The organism is Roseobacter sp. HKCCD5988 (assembly GCF_037830355.1).
GTDB lineage: Bacteria > Pseudomonadota > Alphaproteobacteria > Rhodobacterales > Rhodobacteraceae > M30B80.
In genome coordinates this window covers 320,325-338,050 of sequence record NZ_JBBLYJ010000002.1, presented here as the reverse complement: position 1 = coordinate 338,050, position 17,726 = coordinate 320,325, and the positions used below count along the sequence as shown (strand labels likewise).

The window sequence follows — 17,726 nt, the reverse complement described above, 5'->3', positions numbered from 1 at the left end:
GCGTCCAACGTCTTGCAGAGGTCAACTTGATGTCAAGATTTGTTCAGATAGAGCGACGTCGGCAGGCGATTTACGGGTGGATTTTGCTTTCGCCCGCTGTAGTTTTGTTGAGCACATTTGCATTTTATCCCTCAATAGCAACTTTTTGGTCCAGCATCTTCAGTCGCCAAACCCGTCGGCGTCCGAGTGAGTATGTGGCGTTTGAAAATTACTCTGACTTATTTGCCGATCCGACATTTTGGAAAGTTGTGATAAACAATTTGATCTACGCTGGTGCGACGATCCCAATATCAATTGTAATCGCATTGGCGATGGCGCTTTGGGCAAACTCTAAAATCCCGGCACGCGGCTTCATTCGCACAGCGTATTTTACGCCAACGGTTCTGCCGATGATCGCGGCAGCAAATTTGTGGTTATTTTTCTATACACCGGGTCTCGGTGTGTTGGATCAAATTGGTAGCTTGGTTGGGCTGCCGAGTGTCAACTGGCTAGGCCAGCCCTCGACGGCCTTGTGGGCAGTCATCATGGTTACGATCTGGAAAGAGGCTGGCTTTTTTATGATTTTCTATCTCGCTGCGCTTCAGACCATCCCGGAAGATTTGAAGGAGGCGTCTGATATCGAGGGCGCGAGCAGGTGGACTTATACAAGGCGTATTGTTTTGCCTTTGTTAATGCCGACGACCCTTTTCATAATGGTCAATGCGCTCATTAATTCAGTGAAGCTGATAGATCACCTGTTTATTCTGACCAAAGGTGGTCCCAATGACGCATCAAAACTTATCCTCTATTATATATGGGAGATGGCTTTTGCGTTCTTTGATGCGCCGCACGCCGCCGCGATGACGATCCTAGTGCTTTTGGTCCTAGGCATTGTCGCGGGGATCAAATTCACAATTCTGGATAAGCGGACCCATTATCAATGAGCCGTACCATTCAAAATATCGAGCCGCTTGGAGCCATTGTTCTTGCCATAATCTGGGTCTCGCCCCTCGTGTTCGCGTTCTGGGCAGCGTTTCATTCGACGTCTGACGCAGTAAACTTCAATCTCACGGCGAGTTGGACGCTAGATAACTTTCGTACAGCGTGGGATGGTGCGCCCTGGATACGTTACTTTCTAAACACTTTTGCATTGGTCACGGTAATTCTGAGTGGCCAGTTTATTGTTACCACGCTAGCGGGCTTTGCCTTTGCACAAGTTCGTTTCCCGGGACGAGATTTGATGTTCATTCTGGTGTTGATGCAGTTGTTTATTCTTCCAGAAGTGCTGATCGTTGAGAACTACGCAATGGTGTCGCGTCTTGGCCTCTTCGATACGATACTGGGTGTCGGTATGCCATATATGGCCTCGGCGTTCGGCATCTTTCTCATGCGGCAGGCATTTAAAGGGGTTCCAATTGAGCTCCATGAAGCTGCGCGCGTAGAAGGCTGCAGTTGGTTTGGAATTCTGTGGCGCGTTTACGTACCATTGGCTCGTCCAACCTACCTCGCCTACGCCTTGGTGTCCGTATCCACGCACTGGAACAACTTCCTCTGGCCGCTGATTGTCACGAACTCCCCGGATACGCGCCCGCTGACTGTGGGCTTGTCGATTTTTGGAGCCCCTGAAAATGGGGTAGACATTAGCGTAATTTCAGCGGCGACTATGATGTCCGTAGCGCCATTGCTGTTAGCTTTCCTGATTTTCCAGCGTCAGTTTGTTCAAGCGTTTTTAAGAGCGGGGATTAAATAATCCTATGGCTCGGTTTCTACATCTGTCGGATCTGCACGTTGTTGCCGAAGGCACGACTTCATCTGGCGTGTTAGATACCCGGAGTGTTTTGTCGTCCACGATTGATCACATTATCGAAATGTTGCCCGGCTTAAGTCCTATTGATGCAGTATTGGTGAGCGGGGATATAAGCGACGATGGAACCCAATGCAGTTACGAATTTGCGCGCGTGCAGCTGGATCGATTAGGGCTCCCGATTTTTTCAGTACCTGGAAACCATGATAAGCGAAGCATATTTCGGGAGGTGTTCTGTGACTTCATGACCTTACCAAAAAGTGGCTCCATAAACTGGGAAGCAGAAATAGCTGGCACCCAAGTAATTGGACTTGATACTCTTGTAGAGGGGAGTGGGTCAGGGACGGTCGACGAAAATGGATTGGCGTTACTGACGTCGACCCTCGCCCATTCAAATAAAAGTCCGACCGTCGTATTGATGCACCATCCACCATTCCTAACAGGCATCAAATTTATGGATGCCATCGGTTTGACCAACATTGGCGCGATGACTGCAGCCTTGGCTACAGAAGATCGTAGTCTTATCGTTTTAGCGGGCCATGTTCACGGTGTGCACCATTGTCAGTTGAGCGGCCACCCGGTGGTCACAGCCCCGTCCATTTGCAGTGCGTTTGCGTTGAACCGACAGCCCGATGCATTTGTCGGTTTTTTTGAAAGCCCAACGGGTTTTGCCGTTCTGGACACGGGTGCGGGGTATCATTGGAGTGCTGTTCCCACGTCCTACTTCGGCGGTCCACACGCGTTTTAGGTCACATTAGGATGGAAAATTCACCAATCATAATTGCTCTGAATTTGGCCGCCGCTGCGGGGCTTCTGATTTGGGCTGTAAGGTTGGTGCGCACTGGTTTTGAACGCGCATATGGAAACAACATCCGTTTGTGGATGAAGCGCACCACTAAAAACAGAGTGAGTGCATCAATTACCGGCGCGGCGGCAGCTATACTGCTGCAGAGCTCGACTGCCGTTATCCTTCTACTAGCTGGTTTCATGTCCGCAGGCGCCATAGCCACCAGGGCAGGCCTCGCGCTTGTTTTGGGCGCAGATTTGGGATCAGCAATCGCAGTCCAAATTCTTAATTCTAAAATTGCAGTATTGGAGCCCATTCTACTCTTGGCTGGCGTGACCCTCTTTCTACGAAGTTCTCGTCGAACTTTTCGACAGCTTGGGCGCATTCTGATTGGACTGGCCTTAATCTTTGTTTCATTGGATTTAATTAGGCTTGCAAGTCAACCTGTTGCTGAGGCTCAAGCTCTTCAGGCAATTACGGTATATTTATCTGGGGATCTGATTACAGCTTTTATTCTGGCTGCTTTATTCGCCTGGTTTGTCCACTCGAGTGTCGCTGCTATCCTGTTGCTCGCCATGTTCACAGCCTATGGAATTCTCCCTGTGGATGCTGCTTTTGCAATGGTTTTGGGAGCAAACTTGGGTGGTGCTTTAATTGCATTCGTTTTGACCCTTCGATCTGAGCTGCCCGTTCGAAGAGTTGTGATTGGAAATTTATGTTTACGGGGTGGTGGTGCGTTTGTGGGCCTATTCTGCATTGCGCAGTTCCAATTGAGCGATCTGCTTCAGGGAATGAGCGACGAACAAAAAGTATTGGGCCTGCACGTACTGTTCAATTTTTCTCTGGTCATGATAGGCCTCCTACTTTTGCGACCAGTTTTACGTTTAATCGAATTAGTGGTGCCATCTCGCGCAGCCTTTGACGGTCAATCTATCCATCGCTCTGTGCTAGATCAGGCAGTTCTCAATCAGCCTGAGCGCGCATTTTCTTGCGCACGCCGCGAAATGGTCGAAATGGGTAATAGGGTCGAAGCTATGTTGCGGGAGGCTATGGATTTGTTCGACGTCTTCGACCAGCGCGCTGCAGATGGATTGAGAGATGAGCATGCCAAAATTGCCAGAATGGCAAACGATGTAAGAGTTTACCTGTCAAGTGTACGAAGCACTGATCGCAAAGAGGCAATAGGAACGCGCGCATTCGACCTAGCGAGTAACGCAGTCAATATTGAAACCGGCTCAGATATAATCGCCAGGAAGATTATTAGCTTGGCTCGAAGAAAACACCTCGAAAAGACAAATTTCTCAGATCAGGGCAAGGCAGAGCTTCTAGATTTTTATGATCATGTGTTGCGCAATGTTCAGCAGGGCATAGTAGTACTGATGTCCGACGATGTGGACATTGCGCGCTCATTAGTTGAACAAAAAGAAACAGTTAGAGACCTGGAGCAAGAGTTGGAAAAGAAACATTTGATCCGTTTAAGTGACGGGCAAACGGCGTCGATAGAGACGAGTGCAATCCATATAGATCTTCTGAGGTCTTTGAAGACGCTGAATTCATCATTTGCGACACTAGCGTATCCGCTCCTAATAGAGACTGGTGAACTGTTAGAAAGCCGTCTATCAAGCGTTTAGTTAATGTTTTTGTGGATTTTATTCCAAATTTAATCAGTGCTGCGCACGCACGAGCTTCCGGCGCCACCACTAGCTAGTTCAGGGATCTCGCTGAATTGCGTGCTCGATGCGCTTGCCTAAGTTCATAGCAATTTGAGTGCCGAATGCCACGCAGTATTTGTGATTTTCTGCGACAACAGCCGGTAGGTGTGTCGCATTCATCAGGGCCTTGTCTATCCCTGTGAGGCCAGCCCCACCTCCCGTGAGAACTAGTCCGTTTTCCTGAATGTCTCCAGCCAGGTCGGGTGGCGTCTGCTCCAGGAGTAGCATCACGGCCTCGCAGATATTGTTTACCAATGGCCGCAGTGCCTCGGCCATGTCTGCCTGAGTGACCTCGATCTCTTCCGGTAGGCCGCTGACGCCGTGGCGGCCGCGCACTTTTGTCTTCCTCCCGACGCCGTCACTGGGGGGTGTGGCGGTCCCGATCTCGAACTTCAGCATTTCACACGTGGCCAGGCCGACGTTGAGGTTATATTTCTTTTTCAGGAATGCCGCTATCGCCGCGTCGAAGTGATCGCCACCAACTCGGATGGATTGCGCCACGACAATGCCCCCGAGAGACAGTACCGCGACCTCGGTCGTGCCGCCGCCAATGTCCACGATCATGGAGCCCGTGGGCTCCAAGACTGGCATTCCGGCGCCCAGTGCGGCCGCCATCGGCTCCTCAACGAGGCCAACACGGCGGCCACCAGCCGCCTCAATGGACGCCTTGATCGCGCGCTTCTCCACCGGGGTGGCGCCATATGGCACGCACACGAATACTATCGGTTTCCTGAAGGCAAAATTATTCAGAACTTTTTTAAAGAAGGCAGAAATCATGTCCTGGGCCGCGTCGAAATCCGCAATCACGCCATCGGACAGGGGGCGGATGGCCAAAATACTCTCCGGCGTCTTGCCCAGCATTAGTTTGGCGTCATCCCCAACCGCTAAGAGCCGCTTCTGCCCGTTTTTCAACTGATAGGCGATCACTGAGGGCTCATCTAAGACGACGCCATTCTTGTTGTCGACGATGACGATGTTGGCAGTGCCGAGGTCAATGCTAATCTCATAAGCCAAGAATTTGTCCTCACTATTAAATTCCTGGCCTTTTGATGACGCAGGCTAGTTGCCGACTGCGTTGCCCCTGGAATTCCAAGGCGCTCCATTCTTCATTTTTTTATTCAACCAAATTCACAAAAATATCAAATGCAATCAATGTTTTTTTCTGAGCTACAAAATTCTTCTACACACTTTCCCAAACGTTGTGCTCTGCCTTCTCAAGGTATCGAGCCAAAGGTGCATGGGTCCTCCAGTGGCCTCCAGAGGTCGTCGTCAATAATTCTCAAATGTTGGACGGTGCTGACCTTGAGCTCGTGTTTGGCATTGTGGCGTGAAACACGCTGATTAGTTTTTGGCTATCAATTAGGTATGTCAGCTCAACATATCCGGCTGGTCTAGCACAAGCTGGTTCCATATGGTTTGGAAGTGAAGCCATCCAATGTACTCGCTGCCAACGTGCTCTCGGCTGTATCGAGCACGCTCATCAGGAATTCGGATTGGCGTAATTCCGCTTGCGGCGATATCAAGCTGCTGTTTGCAGCAGCGCTCAAGTGCGATAAACCAGAAGGCCGCACTCTCGATGGAGTGGCGCGAGGCAGTTAACAGGCCGTGGTTTTGATGGAGCGCCGCCTTAACCCCTTTGAATGCTTTTGCGACATCCGAGCCAGCATGGCTTTCAACTGCAACTGCTCCAGCCTGTTCCCCAACGACAACGTGATCCTCAAAGAATGCACACGCGTCTTGAGTGATCGGATCGATTGGGCGCCCCGTAGCGCACCAAGCTGTCCCATAGGTGGTATGGGCATGGCACATCGCAATAATATCAGGGTGCTGCTCATGTACGTTAGCATGCAGTACAAACCCAGCTCGGTTAACTGCGTATTCGCCTTCGATTACAGTGCCATTGTGATCCACAAGTATGAGATTGGATAACCTCACGTTACTAAAGTGAATGCACATAGGGTTTGTCCAATACAGCTCAGGATGCTCTGGGTCGCGGACTGTTAAGTGACCAGCAAAGCCGTAATCAAACCCTTGTTGAGCAAATGCACGGCAGGCTGCTACGAGGCGTTGTTTGCGGTGTTCCCGTTCTGCTTCAAAGGTTTCATTTTTTGGCTCTTGTGGGAATATTAAGCCGTCCTGTTCTGGTTGATAGATGGACTTTCTTTTGCCGAGATCGAGCATTTGGTATCCTTTGCTTAGAAGGCGCTTACAGCTACCTTATTTTTCATGTGCCATAAGCGCGGCCAGTGTGCTTTCCTTCGCTCTGTGTATATGGTCGCGCATTTGTACTTCGGCCAAATCACCTTTTCCTGTCTGGATATGCTCCAATATCATGCGATGATCTTTCCAAGTGGATTTGATAAACTTTTCATCGCTTAGAACGCGTCCCATGAAGCGTTCGACGTGATGCCAATTAGCGTTTAGAGATTGCGCAACCACAGTGTTGCCAGCCCATTGATAAATCATTCTGTGAAAGGCTGCATCTGCCGCGATTAGGTCAAAGCTATCCGCTTTCTCCACCGCAGACTGTCCTAATTTCATTATTTCTTCGGCTTCTGCCTCCGCATTGTCTGGCTTACGGTCAGCCGCTAGTTTTGCGACTGAGGGCTCAACGATTAATCTAAATTCGTAGATATCTACGAAATACTGAGGATCGATTGGGGCAACAATCACCCCACGTTTCCCGTTGTCATGTAACAGGCCGTTGGCTTTCAGGATTGCAATGGCGCTGTTCACGGGTTGTCGTGACACGTTCAATTGTTCAGCTAATTGGTCTTGGTTCAGTCGCTCACCGGGCCCCAGTTCCCCAGACGTGATTGCGGCAAGAAGGCTGTCATATGTCTCTTCGACCAATGATTTTTTGTTACGTATCGAGCGCATCAGATCTCATCACCTTTTGAATGATGCAGGATAGCATTTTATTTGGTGTTGACAAGACTTTGTATTTTGTATTTCGTATACGAAATTTGAAAAGCCTGGAATCAAGTATGAAAATTTTTTTCTTTTTGGCGTGAGGGAGCGCTTCTCTGGGTGAACTTCTGACACTCAGGGGCGAGTTAAGGGAAAAAATATCGTACTTTGTCCTGGACGGTAAAAAATATTTTTTTTGTAAAAATTGTTAAAAATATGAAAATATGTATTGTTTTTCCTAAAAAATCTAATCGAAAAGAAAAAATGAAGAAAATTATTTACAAAAAAATTTTTTACAATAACGTGGGGGCGCTGACTCAAGAATCGAAGGGCCCAAATGGGTGGGAGCGATGACTGAGGTCAGGTTTGGCCGGACGGCCACTCTAAAAAGGGAGAGACTAAATGTTTTATAAACCTAAACAGGCGATCCATACGCCTATTAGTCGCCGCAAGTTTCTTGAGTTGGGCGGTGCGGGAGCCACCATGCTTGGAGCGGGATCTCTGGCAGTAGGCTTGAATTCCACCATCATGAGCACAAGGGTTCAAGCGGCCTCATCCGAAGAAGCAAAATGGCGTCAATACGCTGGTTCAAAACTGGTTTTTCTTTCGGAAAACACCCCACCATCGTTTGCGATCCGCGAAAATATCCAGTCGTTCTATGAGAAAACTGGCATTGAAGTAGAGATCCTGACGGATGACTTGCCCGTTGTTCAACAAAAAGCTGGGATTGATCTGCGCTCCGGCAAGTCCGACTACACATTGAATTATGTGCAGGATAAACCAATCGGTGCGCCATTTGCTGATTTCTACGTCGATTTGAGCACCATGTTTGGCGACGACACCCTTCCGCAAGATCCCGAGGGATATGGGGACGGTGCTTGGTTTGAAAACTTCCTGTCAGCATGTGGGCGTTTCTATGCCGAAGACAAGATTATCGCCCTTCCGTATGATGCGGCCGTGGCATGTACTTTCTACCGGCAGGACCTCTTTGAGGCGCACACAAAGGACTTTGAGGCCGAGTATGGCTATCGTTTGGAGTTCAACGAAGAGACTACATGGAAGCAGGTCCTCGATATCGCTAAGTTCTTCAAGGCGATGAAGGAGGGCGGCGCGGACGTTCCATACGGCTACGCTCAGCACCAGGGCTCGTTTGCTTGGACCACTCAGCTTGATATCCAGCGCATGATGTTCTCGCATGGGCAGTGGATTGACTTCCCAATCGACGACAAGCTTGGCTCCAAACGTCCCGGACCCACCAACTGGGGCGACGAACAGTCAGTTCTGATGTTGGAAAAATTCAAAGAGCTCGGCGATGCCTCTCACCCAGACAACCTGGCTAACGGAACATTGGAGCTGAATACTGTTTACCAGTCTGGCAACATCGCAATGCAAGTCCAATATCATGAATTTGCTGCGTCGGTGGAAAATCCAGAGACCTCCGTTGCATCTGGTGGACGTACTGCCTACGCGCCATGTCCAAAGGGTGATGCTGATTGGAACCTGACTGGTGGTCCGCTCGTTAATGGCACTAACTGTGGCATCGGTGGCATTGGCATTAATGCTAACGCCTCGGAAGATATGCAGCGTGCTGCTTATTTGTTCGCAATTTGGTCGACCAGCAACCAGATCCAGTACGATGTTTTGGCAGGCCTAGGCGGCACCCCGACTAGAAAGTCTGTTTTGGAGCGGGAAGATGTTAAGGCGGCCCAGCAACGGCCAACAAACATGCCAAACGCTCTTACCTTTGACGCTGTATACAATCACGGCATCAAGGATCCACACTTTGTATTGGGGCCAAAAATTCCTGAGGCGAACGAGTATCACTCCATCTTAGCTTCAGAAACCCAGCAAATGCTATCTGGTCAAAAATCGCCTGCAGAGACTGCTGCAGCGATGAAAGAGCAGTTCGATTTCTTGAATGATGTCTGATCTTTAAAAGCGAGGTTCAGCGGATCTTTTTTCTGCCGCTGAACCTACCTCCCAGGAAAAGCAGAACCACTTCGGAGCGTCACTCATGACTGATGTCACAAATTTCGAAAATAAATCTATGCTGTCCGGTGCCGCCCAATTGTTCAGAGCTAGGGAACACTCAGTCGAAGTCGAGGCCAGACCTCTCACAGATGCGCTGCCTGCGCCAACGATTTTCAATCCTCCGGCGCCAAAGCGTTACTACCTCTACCTAATGGCGCCAGCGATTGCGGTTCTCGCATTTATATCCCTGTACCCATTTTTCTGGCTCATTGTTATGTCGCTGCAATCTGTCGACATTGGGAGCTCGGAGTGGGTTGGCTTCCGTAATTACGCTCGCTTATTGAAGGACCCTAACTTTTTAAGCGGATGGGGTTTGCTTCTTAAATACAGCGCGATGTGCCTGTTCATGCAGTTGGCTATCGGTCTGATGCTTGCTGTGATTGTGAATAACCACCGCTACGAAAAATACCTAGTAACTGCTCTTTTGATGCCAATGATGATGGCCCCAGCAGTGGCCGGCTTACTCTGGCTCTTCCTATATAATGGTACTTTTGGATGGTATCACTGGATCCTCCAAAGCCTGGGTATCCTGGATAGTGCGTCAATCTTGGCAAGCCAATCGACATCAATGTACGCGATTGTCTTGGTGGATGTTTGGCAATGGACTCCATTAATCACTTTGATTGCACTTGCAGGGCTTAAAAAGGTTCCTCGTGATCAACTTGAGGCCAACATGGTGGATGGCGCATCACCAATTCGGAACTTTTTCGCCATCACATTGCCCAACCTTTATCCAGTACTCCTGATCGCTATCCTATTACGCTTCATGGATAATTTCCGCTTCATCGACCATATTCTGGTGCTCACTGGTGGGGGGCCTGGAAATTCCACCAAGATCCTCCCGGTCTACCTTTTTGAAGTTGCATTCAAGTTCTTCAAATTAGGCCGAGGAGCCGCAATCGCCCTTACTTTGCTCATCGTAACCATAGTACTCGGCATGATTTTGGTGCGCGTATTCGACAAACCGCAATCGGAAAGGAAATAATTATGGCCTCTCAAGACGTCGTTCACTACGATACGCCATTACAAAAAGCGCTGCGTGTTTCTGCTGCGTTGTTCCTGGCCGTGTACCTGATTTGGACGCTCCTTCCTTTTGTCATCATGTTTGTTTCGTCCTTCAAAGACTTGTTGGAGGCGTTCAACCTGCCTGAAGTAGGAGATTGGTCGGGTGTCGGTATTTTTTTCGAATTCACTCCGACGTTTGAGCACTACTCAAGCCTGTTTTCCGAGGGAAATTTTGGGCGCTACATGGCAAATAGTCTAATCGCAGCGGGTGGCTCTGCGATTGTGTCAGTAGTGTTCGGATCTCTGGCTGCGTACAGTCTCAGCCGAGTAGAGTTTCGTGGAAAGAAAGACCTCTTCTTTTGGATTATTTCTACGCGAATGGCGCCCGTTGTGGCCGTCATGGTGCCGCTCTATTCGATCTTTCGTACACTTGATCTCGTCGGAACTCTTCCAGGTTTGATCCTTGCCTACACCACATTCAACCTCCCATTCGCAATTTGGATTTTGAAGGGCTTTTTTGACAACGTTCCATATGCAATCGAAGAGTCTCAGATGGTTGATGGAAGCACTCGCTTCCAAGCATTTTGGTCGATTGTACCATTAGTGGCCCCTGGCATTGGCGCCTTTGTTGTTCTCTGCATTTTGTTCGCGTGGAATGATTTTCTCTTCGCCGCGATTATTGGGTCAGGCGGTGCAAAAACTTTGCCGGTAGCAACGCGTGAGCTGGTTCAACCTCAAAATATTCAGTGGGGCTCAATTATGGCCGCGGGGGTCGTGACAACCGCACCCATGATGCTGCTTGGCTTGGTTATTCGCAAATATCTTGTCACTGGCCTCACCATGGGCGCTGTGAAGGAATGATTGGTTTGTACGGCATGAAGGATGTTCAGAGCCGTCACATTGGGAGGCTATTATGGCTACAGTAACGCTTAAAAACGTTTGGAAATATTACGGTGAAACGCCGGCGGTGAAGGACCTCAACATTACCTGTCCAGATGGAAGTTTTGTTTCGATCTTAGGCCCTTCTGGATGTGGGAAATCATCGACAATGCGGATGCTTGCGGGGCTTGAGCACATCTCTTCTGGAGACGTTTTGTTTGATGATGAGCGTATTAACGATCTGGCTCCAAAAGATCGCGACGTAGCAATGGTCTTTGAAAACTATGCGCTCTACCCGCACAAGTCGGTTTTTGAGAATATGGCAAATCCATTGCGACTGCGTAAGATGGACGACAGTACCATCAAGGATCGCGTTGAGGCTGCGGGTAAGCTCCTCGAGATTGATCACTTGATGGAGCGGCGGCCGCACGAACTATCGGGTGGTCAGAAGCAGCGAGTTGCAATTGGTCGCGCGATTGTACGTGAGCCGAAACTCTTCCTCTTTGATGAGCCGATCGCGCACCTTGACGCCAAGCTGCGCGCTCACATGCGAGGTGAAATCAAGCACCTTCAAAAGTCACTGGGTACGACGATGATTTACGTCACCCATGATCAACTCGAGGCTCTGTCAATGGCTGACTATATTGCGGTCATGCATGACGGAGAGCTGCAGCAGTGGGGTACCCCCAGTGAGATTTATAATCATCCTGTGAATGCTTGGGTGGCTGGTTTCGTTGGCGAGCCGGCAATGAATTTCTTAACCTGCGACCTTCAAGGCAATGGGGATCAGGTGCACCTTAGCCATAAAAATTTCCAAATTCCGCTGCTCTCCGAGCAAATAAAACGCCTTAATGGCGCTCGTAAGGCGAAGCAAGCGCGCATGGGCGTACGACCTGATGCGCTGAGTATTTCGATGACTGATCCAGGCGAACCCAGCATCAAAGGCAAGATTTTTGTTAATGAATTGCTGGGGGGCGACATGCTCGTGGAAGTGGAGTTGGAAGATGCGCGAATTCGCGTGAAAACAACCCCTGAGTTCAACGGCAAACCGGGCGATAGCTGCCACCTCACTGTAAATCGCGACAAGTGGCACGTCTTCGACTCAGGTGATGGGCACGCCTATTTCTGAGGAGGATTGATCGGTGAGCGTCAGTGGATATCAGTCCGAGTTACAAGGCTTTGTGCGCGATAACATTTCGAGCTCAGGCCATGCTGCCCTGGTTGAAGTCTATCACGCAGTACGAGAGATCCCATATTTCTCAAGTGGGGACAGGTCTCCGTATGCAGCCCTTAAAGCGAGAAGGGGGGCATGCACTGCTAAACACATAATCCTTCGTGATGCTCTTCGAATTGTGGGATTTGATGCAGTGATTGAGCTAGTTGACTGCGACTTTGCCGCAGGAGTTCCCCCGCATAGTTCAATGTCCCAAGACCTCCTCGATCAAGTTCGTGCTGGAAATATTCGCGACATTCACTGCTGGGTTCGAACTCGAGGAGATACACCACAATTGCTCGATGCCACATGGCCATCCGGATTAGCGGTCTATGGGTTTTCAACAAACAGTGGATGGACTGGGACAGGTGACACCTACCCAGCGGTGGATTGCGTTCAATCGATCTCCGTCAGTGAAGACGTTTTGATCGAGAAACAAAGACTACTGGATGATTTCTCGGATCAAGAAAAAAAGCGGCGCAAGAAATTTTTAGGCGCTTTGTCGTCATGGCTAGACAGCCATTCGATCTCTGTGGGAGGAAAAAATGAAAGCTAAACGTGCATTTGTCGGAATTGATGCGGGCACAACTGGCTGCACTGTTATGATCTTCAGTGAGCGTGGGGACGCTTTGGGTCATGGCTACAAGGAATATGATTGTCAGTCCCCGAAGGCTGGGTGGATTGAGCAGGACCTTAAGGCTGTTTGGGACGGTATATGTCAGGCCTCACGCCAGGCAGCCGCTCAAGCAGATTTGTCACCAGACGCATACGTGTCTCTCGGCCTCTCAAGTCAGCGTGGAACGTTTGCGCTCCTGGATGAGCATAAAAAGCCCCTGATGAATTCAATTGTCTGGAACTGTGGGAGGGCCCTCAAATGTGAGGAGAAGCTCGCAGATGAATTTCCGGGCGAGGGAGAGCATCAAGAACACACCGGCATGCAAATAAGCCCCCTCTGGTCTGCAGCAAAAATTATTTGGCTTAGAGAAAATGCCCCAGAACTCTTCGAGAAAACTCGTTGGTTCGCGAATGGCCAAGAATATTTTCTCTATCGGATGGGGGGAGAGGATTGGTCTACAGACCCGGCCTCCCTCACGCTTAACGGCATGATGGATATTGAAAAACTTGATTGGTCTGATCGCATTCTCAAAGTATGTGGCATCGACCGTGATCGCCTTCCTCCAGTAGGTATTCCATCAGGTCAAGTCGGTAGGCTATCCAAGGAAGCGGCTGAACAGATGGGCCTCCCGGAGGGTTTGGTACTGTGCCGTGGCGCCGGTGATCAGCAGTGTGCTGCCATTGGTGCCGGTGTCATCAAGCAAGGAATGGCTGAATTCACCGTGGGTACCGCTGGTGTAATGGTGGCCCATATCGACAGCCTTCAACGTATCAAAGGCAAAAATCTTTGGTGGGGCGGGCATGGTGTGCCTGGAGCATGGGACATTGAAGGGGGCGCCTTCAGCTTGGGTGCCTGTCTCCGCTGGTGGCGCGACCACTTGGGCCGCAATGAGCTTGATGAAGCGGCAAAAAGGGGAAAGAGCGTCTACAGCGTGATGGTGAACGAGGCCGAAACTTCGAAGCCTGGCGCGAATGGGGTATTGTTTCACTCCTTTATGGCTAGCCAAGTCACGCCCTATTACGACGCAGTTTCTCGCGGAGGTTTCCTCGGGCTCGGTCTATACCATCAGCGCGCAGACCTGATCCGGGGCCTCTTAGAGGGGTGCGCAAACGAAATGCGCATGGTTTTTGACGCATTTCAAAGCGACGTGGACGGCGGGATTACGGATTTCCGGTTAACAGGCGGCGGCACAAAGTCAGACGGCTTTGTGCAAATAATGACTGATATAATCGGCCAGCCGACCACTGTCTTGAAAGAGCGCGAGTGTACGGTTCTTGGTGCGGCAATTCTGGGTGCATTTGGCGCCGGCGCCTTCGCTTCTATCGACGAAGCGGTGGACTCTATGGTGCAGGTTGAGAGCACTTTTGACCCAAATCAACAACTTCGGGGCCTCTATGAAGACCAGCATCAAGTCTACCGCGGCTTCTATGAGGCTGTCGCTCATTCGGGGCAGTACCAAGCGCTGAGTGACTTTGTTTCTAAGCATCTGTGACGCAATAGGGAGATTAGTAAAATGGCAATGCCTGGAATGCGAGGAATGGAACACATCGGCTTCACTGTGCCAGACATCGATGAAGCTTGTGAATTTTTCGAAAAAATCCTTGGCGCGGAGGTTCTTTACACCGCTGCGAAAGATTTCAAGGGCGAGGGCTCTTGGATGTCGGAGCATCTAAGGGTGGATGACCGGTGCGTAATCAAAGAGTTTCGATATGTCCGCTGTGGAAACGGGACCAATTTGGAGATTTTTCAGTACGAAGCTCCAGACCAAGTTAAAATTCCGCCCAAAAACAGTGACATAGGCGGTCACCATTTGGCGTTCTATGTCGACGATATGGATGCTGCCATAGATTTCCTCAAGGCGAACAATGTGGAAATACTCGGTGAGCCAACCTCTTATACCGATGGCCCAAATCTTGGACTGACCTGGTGTTATTTTATGGCCCCATGGGGCATGCAGCTTGAGATTGTATCAGCTCCCAAGGGAACGGTGTTCGACAACGAGGCGAAGGCCGCTGGAAGATCAAGGCTGTTTCATCCTGCAAAAGTCGACGAAACCAAAATTTGACCGCGGGCAGCGCCGGCTATTGCCGGCGCTTCACAGCGTTTAGGAGTGTTAAAATGCCGCTAGTATCGATGGGGCCTATGTTGAGGCGCGCGAGATCCGAAGGCTTTGGGGTCGCCGCATATAACATGATAGATTACAACAGCGCCCGATCCATAGTGGATGGTGCCGCGGAACTTAACGCGCCCGTGATCGTCCAGGTATCGGTTAAAACAGTTAAGTATTGGGGGGCCAAGGAAGTCGGAGCGTGGGTCGCAACGATGGCTGGCAATGTAGACACGCCAGTCGCGCTGCACCTCGATCACTGTACTGATGTCGATATCATAAAAATGTGTATCGACGCCGGCTGGACAGCCGTGATGTTTGACGGATCGTCACTTCCTTTTGAGCAGAACCTCCAAAAATCCAAGCAAGTATACGAACTCACGCAGGCAGCTGGCGTGGGTCTGGAGGCTGAAATTGGGGCGATCGGTGGCGTAGAGGACGATAAAGTTGTTAGCGATGAGGCCGCAATGTTGGCGGACCTCGCGGAGTGCGTTGAGTTTTGCCGAGAGCTTCCAAATCTTGATGTTTTTGCGCCGGCAATAGGCACGGCACATGGTTTCTATAGAGGAGAGGCCAAAATTGATTTTGGCTTACTCCAGAGCATCTCTGAGGCAGTAAAAGTGCCGATAGCCCTTCATGGTGGGACAGGGTTAACCCCGGATCAGTTCCATAAGTGCATTAGCTTGGGTGCAGCAAAAGTTAACATCTCCACCGGCCATAAACAGTTGTTCATTGATGGATTTTGTGGGGTGAAGGCGACGTCTCCATCACTGGGTGAGCCGATACCATATGTGGAGGCTCAGTATCAGACTATGAAGGCCGATGTGAAAGGATCGATCAAACTATTTGGCTCCAACGGCACAGCTTCAGGAGCACGTCAATGAGTGAAAGTCCAATTCAAGCACTTATTTTCGACTGTGATGGCGTCTTAGTTGATACTGAGCGCGATGGCCACCGGGTCGCCTTCAACATGGCCTTTAAGGAACTTAATATCGATGCGCATTGGGATATTGAGCGTTATGGCGACTTACTAACGACTGGCGGTGGCAAAGAAAGACTGCGCCGCCATTTCGATGAAGTGGGCTGGCCTGTTGCGCGTGAGGACCAGCGCGACCAGATGGTTATAGACCTTCATAAAGTGAAGACAGGGTTTTTCCTGAACATAATCGAAAGTGGGGCTTTAACGCTGCGCGATGGCGTTGCCCGAATGATAGACGCCGCGTTCGAAGCGGGGTTAAAGGTTGCCGTGTGCTCAACCTCTAACGAAAGAGCCGTTGCTACATTGGTTTGGAAACTTTTGGGTGACAAAAGATCATCCAGAATACAAATCTTCGCCGGTGATGTGGTTAAGCACAAGAAGCCAGACCCAGCGATATATCACTTGGCCGCAACAACGTTGTCAGTGGAACCCACGAAATGCGTTGTAGTTGAGGATAGCCATATTGGTCTCAGCGCCGCTAAGGCGGCTGGAATGAACTGTATAATAACAATCTCAGCTTACACAGCTTCCGAGAACTTCGACGCCGCTGATCACGTGGTTTCAAACCTAGACCAGGGCGTCGACCTCCAACTTTGTGAACAATTAGTGAAATATCGAAAGGAGACGGCATGACTTTGACCGTTATTGCGACATTGAAGGCCAAGGCCGGGAAAGAGGCTGAGCTTGAGGATGTGCTTGCTTCATTGGTTGCACCAACCAGGTTGGAAGAAGGTTGCAACAAATATGAGATGCATCGCTCACACGATGAGCAAGGGCTGTTTATGTTTGTTGAGGACTGGGAGACACGGCCTCATTGGAATGATCACATGGAAAGCGACCACTTAACCGCTTTTGCTGCTCGCCAAGAAGAACTCTGTGACAGTTGGACCCTATTTACTGGTGAAGAGGTTTGAGGAGACCTTCGATGAAACTAAAATTTTACGCCCATGCGAGCTTTCGCTTAGAGGAAGAGGGTTTGTCAGTGGTGACGGATCCATATACCCCCTCACTCGCGGGATTTGACCCGATATCCGAGCCGGCTGATATCGTGATAATGAGCTCCGCAACGGATGATTTTCACTGTGACGCTAGCCACGTCGGCGGTAATCCTACCGTAGTGAATGCACTTGAAGTTTCAGACAGTGGATTGGAAGTCGGGGGATTATTTATAACGTCCTATCCCGCGATGGAGAGTATGACCTATGATTTCCAAAAATACTTCCAAAGAGATCCAGATGCGAACGCGCTCTACCATTTTGAGATTGGCGGTGTCCGTGTTCTTCACATGGGCGACATAGGTAATGCAGTAGCGCCTGAGCATATTGAAAATCTAGCCGGGAAGGTTGATCTCTTGTTAGCACTCACGGGTGAGCATGCGACAATTTCCTTGGATGATTTGGATGACTTCATTTCGCGAATAAAGCCTAGGGCCGTCATTCCCATGCACTACTTCAGTGAAAAGGGTGTTCTAGACATTGAGCCGGTCACTACATTCACGGACCGTATCTCTCCTGAACGCGTAACGTGGATTGAGAGTTCAGAGATGGATTTAGACATTTCGGGTCTTCCACACTCAGAAAATCCACACGTGTTTGTTTTAGAGCAATCGCGATAAGAAATTACAGCGGTTCTCTGTTGCGCTCGGCCGCTCTTCCTCCCATCCTCCTGGCCGGGCGCATAAATTCAATAGTTCATGCCGATTTG

Annotated in this window: 18 protein-coding genes; 15 read left to right on the top strand and 3 right to left on the bottom strand. The window is 49.9% G+C overall.

Translation table 11 applies throughout. From position 1 onward, the window contains the following. Positions 1 to 29 precede the first annotated feature (29 nt). From AAC636_RS09730 to AAC636_RS09715, 4 genes are read left to right on the top strand one after another with little or no spacing between them, the layout of a single operon-like run. The gene (locus AAC636_RS09730; protein WP_340301362.1) at positions 30 to 923 is read left to right on the top strand and encodes a carbohydrate ABC transporter permease; all 894 of its coding nucleotides are present in this window, start codon (positions 30 to 32) and stop codon (positions 921 to 923) included. Then, positions 920 to 1,729: a carbohydrate ABC transporter permease gene (locus AAC636_RS09725; RefSeq protein ID WP_340301361.1), complete on the top strand. Its 810-nt coding sequence runs from the start codon at positions 920 to 922 to the stop codon at positions 1,727 to 1,729. Before AAC636_RS09730 ends, AAC636_RS09725 begins: the two co-directional genes overlap by 4 nt. Before the next feature lie 4 nt (positions 1,730 to 1,733). After that, positions 1,734 to 2,531, top strand: a complete 798-nt coding sequence (locus AAC636_RS09720; RefSeq protein ID WP_340301360.1) for a metallophosphoesterase — start codon at positions 1,734 to 1,736, stop codon at positions 2,529 to 2,531. A gap of 11 nt (positions 2,532 to 2,542) precedes the next feature. Beyond that, positions 2,543 to 4,201: a Na/Pi cotransporter family protein gene (locus AAC636_RS09715; RefSeq protein ID WP_340301359.1), complete on the top strand. Its 1,659-nt coding sequence runs from the start codon at positions 2,543 to 2,545 to the stop codon at positions 4,199 to 4,201. Positions 4,202 to 4,279: 78 nt separating this feature from the next. On the opposite strand, the gene AAC636_RS09710 is transcribed toward AAC636_RS09715, so the two are convergent. The 3 genes from AAC636_RS09710 to AAC636_RS09700 form a co-directional block, all read right to left on the bottom strand. After that, positions 4,280 to 5,296 (bottom strand): rod shape-determining protein, encoded by a 1,017-nt coding sequence (locus AAC636_RS09710; protein WP_340301358.1) that lies wholly within the window; start codon positions 5,294 to 5,296, stop codon positions 4,280 to 4,282. A 354-nt stretch (positions 5,297 to 5,650) separates the two neighbouring features. Next, the gene (locus AAC636_RS09705) at positions 5,651 to 6,463 is read right to left on the bottom strand and encodes a class II aldolase/adducin family protein (RefSeq protein ID WP_340301357.1); all 813 of its coding nucleotides are present in this window, start codon (positions 6,461 to 6,463) and stop codon (positions 5,651 to 5,653) included. A gap of 36 nt (positions 6,464 to 6,499) precedes the next feature. Beyond that, the gene (locus tag AAC636_RS09700) at positions 6,500 to 7,162 is read right to left on the bottom strand and encodes a GntR family transcriptional regulator (RefSeq protein ID WP_340301356.1); all 663 of its coding nucleotides are present in this window, start codon (positions 7,160 to 7,162) and stop codon (positions 6,500 to 6,502) included. A gap of 432 nt (positions 7,163 to 7,594) precedes the next feature. Here AAC636_RS09700 and AAC636_RS09695 point away from each other — a divergent pair, with 432 nt between their 5' ends. The 11 genes from AAC636_RS09695 to AAC636_RS09645 all read left to right on the top strand — a co-directional run bounded on the left by AAC636_RS09695 (position 7,595) and on the right by AAC636_RS09645 (position 17,637). Beyond that, a complete protein-coding gene (locus AAC636_RS09695; protein WP_340298590.1) occupies positions 7,595 to 9,121 on the top strand; it encodes an extracellular solute-binding protein in 1,527 nt (508 codons plus the stop codon). Between the two features lie 85 nt (positions 9,122 to 9,206). Continuing rightward, a complete protein-coding gene (locus AAC636_RS09690; protein WP_340298591.1) occupies positions 9,207 to 10,208 on the top strand; it encodes a carbohydrate ABC transporter permease in 1,002 nt (333 codons plus the stop codon). 2 nt (positions 10,209 to 10,210) lie between these two features. Beyond that, positions 10,211 to 11,089: a carbohydrate ABC transporter permease gene (locus tag AAC636_RS09685; RefSeq protein WP_340298592.1), complete on the top strand. Its 879-nt coding sequence runs from the start codon at positions 10,211 to 10,213 to the stop codon at positions 11,087 to 11,089. A 52-nt stretch (positions 11,090 to 11,141) separates the two neighbouring features. After that, entirely contained in the window at positions 11,142 to 12,236 is a 1,095-nt protein-coding gene (locus tag AAC636_RS09680; protein ID WP_340301355.1) for an ABC transporter ATP-binding protein, read from the top strand. Between the two features lie 238 nt (positions 12,237 to 12,474). Then, positions 12,475 to 12,876 (top strand): hypothetical protein, encoded by a 402-nt coding sequence (locus AAC636_RS09675; RefSeq protein WP_340301354.1) that lies wholly within the window; start codon positions 12,475 to 12,477, stop codon positions 12,874 to 12,876. Continuing rightward, complete coding sequence (locus AAC636_RS09670; RefSeq protein WP_340301353.1) at positions 12,866 to 14,428, top strand: FGGY-family carbohydrate kinase; 1,563 nt, start codon at positions 12,866 to 12,868, stop codon at positions 14,426 to 14,428. Before AAC636_RS09675 ends, AAC636_RS09670 begins: the two co-directional genes overlap by 11 nt. A 21-nt stretch (positions 14,429 to 14,449) precedes the next feature. Continuing rightward, the gene (locus AAC636_RS09665) at positions 14,450 to 15,001 is read left to right on the top strand and encodes a VOC family protein (protein ID WP_340301352.1); all 552 of its coding nucleotides are present in this window, start codon (positions 14,450 to 14,452) and stop codon (positions 14,999 to 15,001) included. A gap of 53 nt (positions 15,002 to 15,054) precedes the next feature. Beyond that, the gene (locus tag AAC636_RS09660; RefSeq protein ID WP_340301351.1) at positions 15,055 to 15,927 is read left to right on the top strand and encodes a class II fructose-bisphosphate aldolase; all 873 of its coding nucleotides are present in this window, start codon (positions 15,055 to 15,057) and stop codon (positions 15,925 to 15,927) included. Then, on the top strand, positions 15,924 to 16,655 hold the full coding sequence (locus tag AAC636_RS09655; RefSeq protein ID WP_340301350.1) for an HAD-IA family hydrolase: 732 nt from the start codon (positions 15,924 to 15,926) through the stop codon (positions 16,653 to 16,655). The genes AAC636_RS09660 and AAC636_RS09655 overlap by 4 nt, the downstream gene beginning before the upstream one ends. Further along, positions 16,652 to 16,936: a putative quinol monooxygenase gene (locus AAC636_RS09650; protein ID WP_340298599.1), complete on the top strand. Its 285-nt coding sequence runs from the start codon at positions 16,652 to 16,654 to the stop codon at positions 16,934 to 16,936. Before AAC636_RS09655 ends, AAC636_RS09650 begins: the two co-directional genes overlap by 4 nt. A gap of 11 nt (positions 16,937 to 16,947) precedes the next feature. Next, a complete protein-coding gene (locus AAC636_RS09645) occupies positions 16,948 to 17,637 on the top strand; it encodes an MBL fold metallo-hydrolase (RefSeq protein WP_340301349.1) in 690 nt (229 codons plus the stop codon). The last annotated feature ends 89 nt before the right edge of the window (positions 17,638 to 17,726 follow it).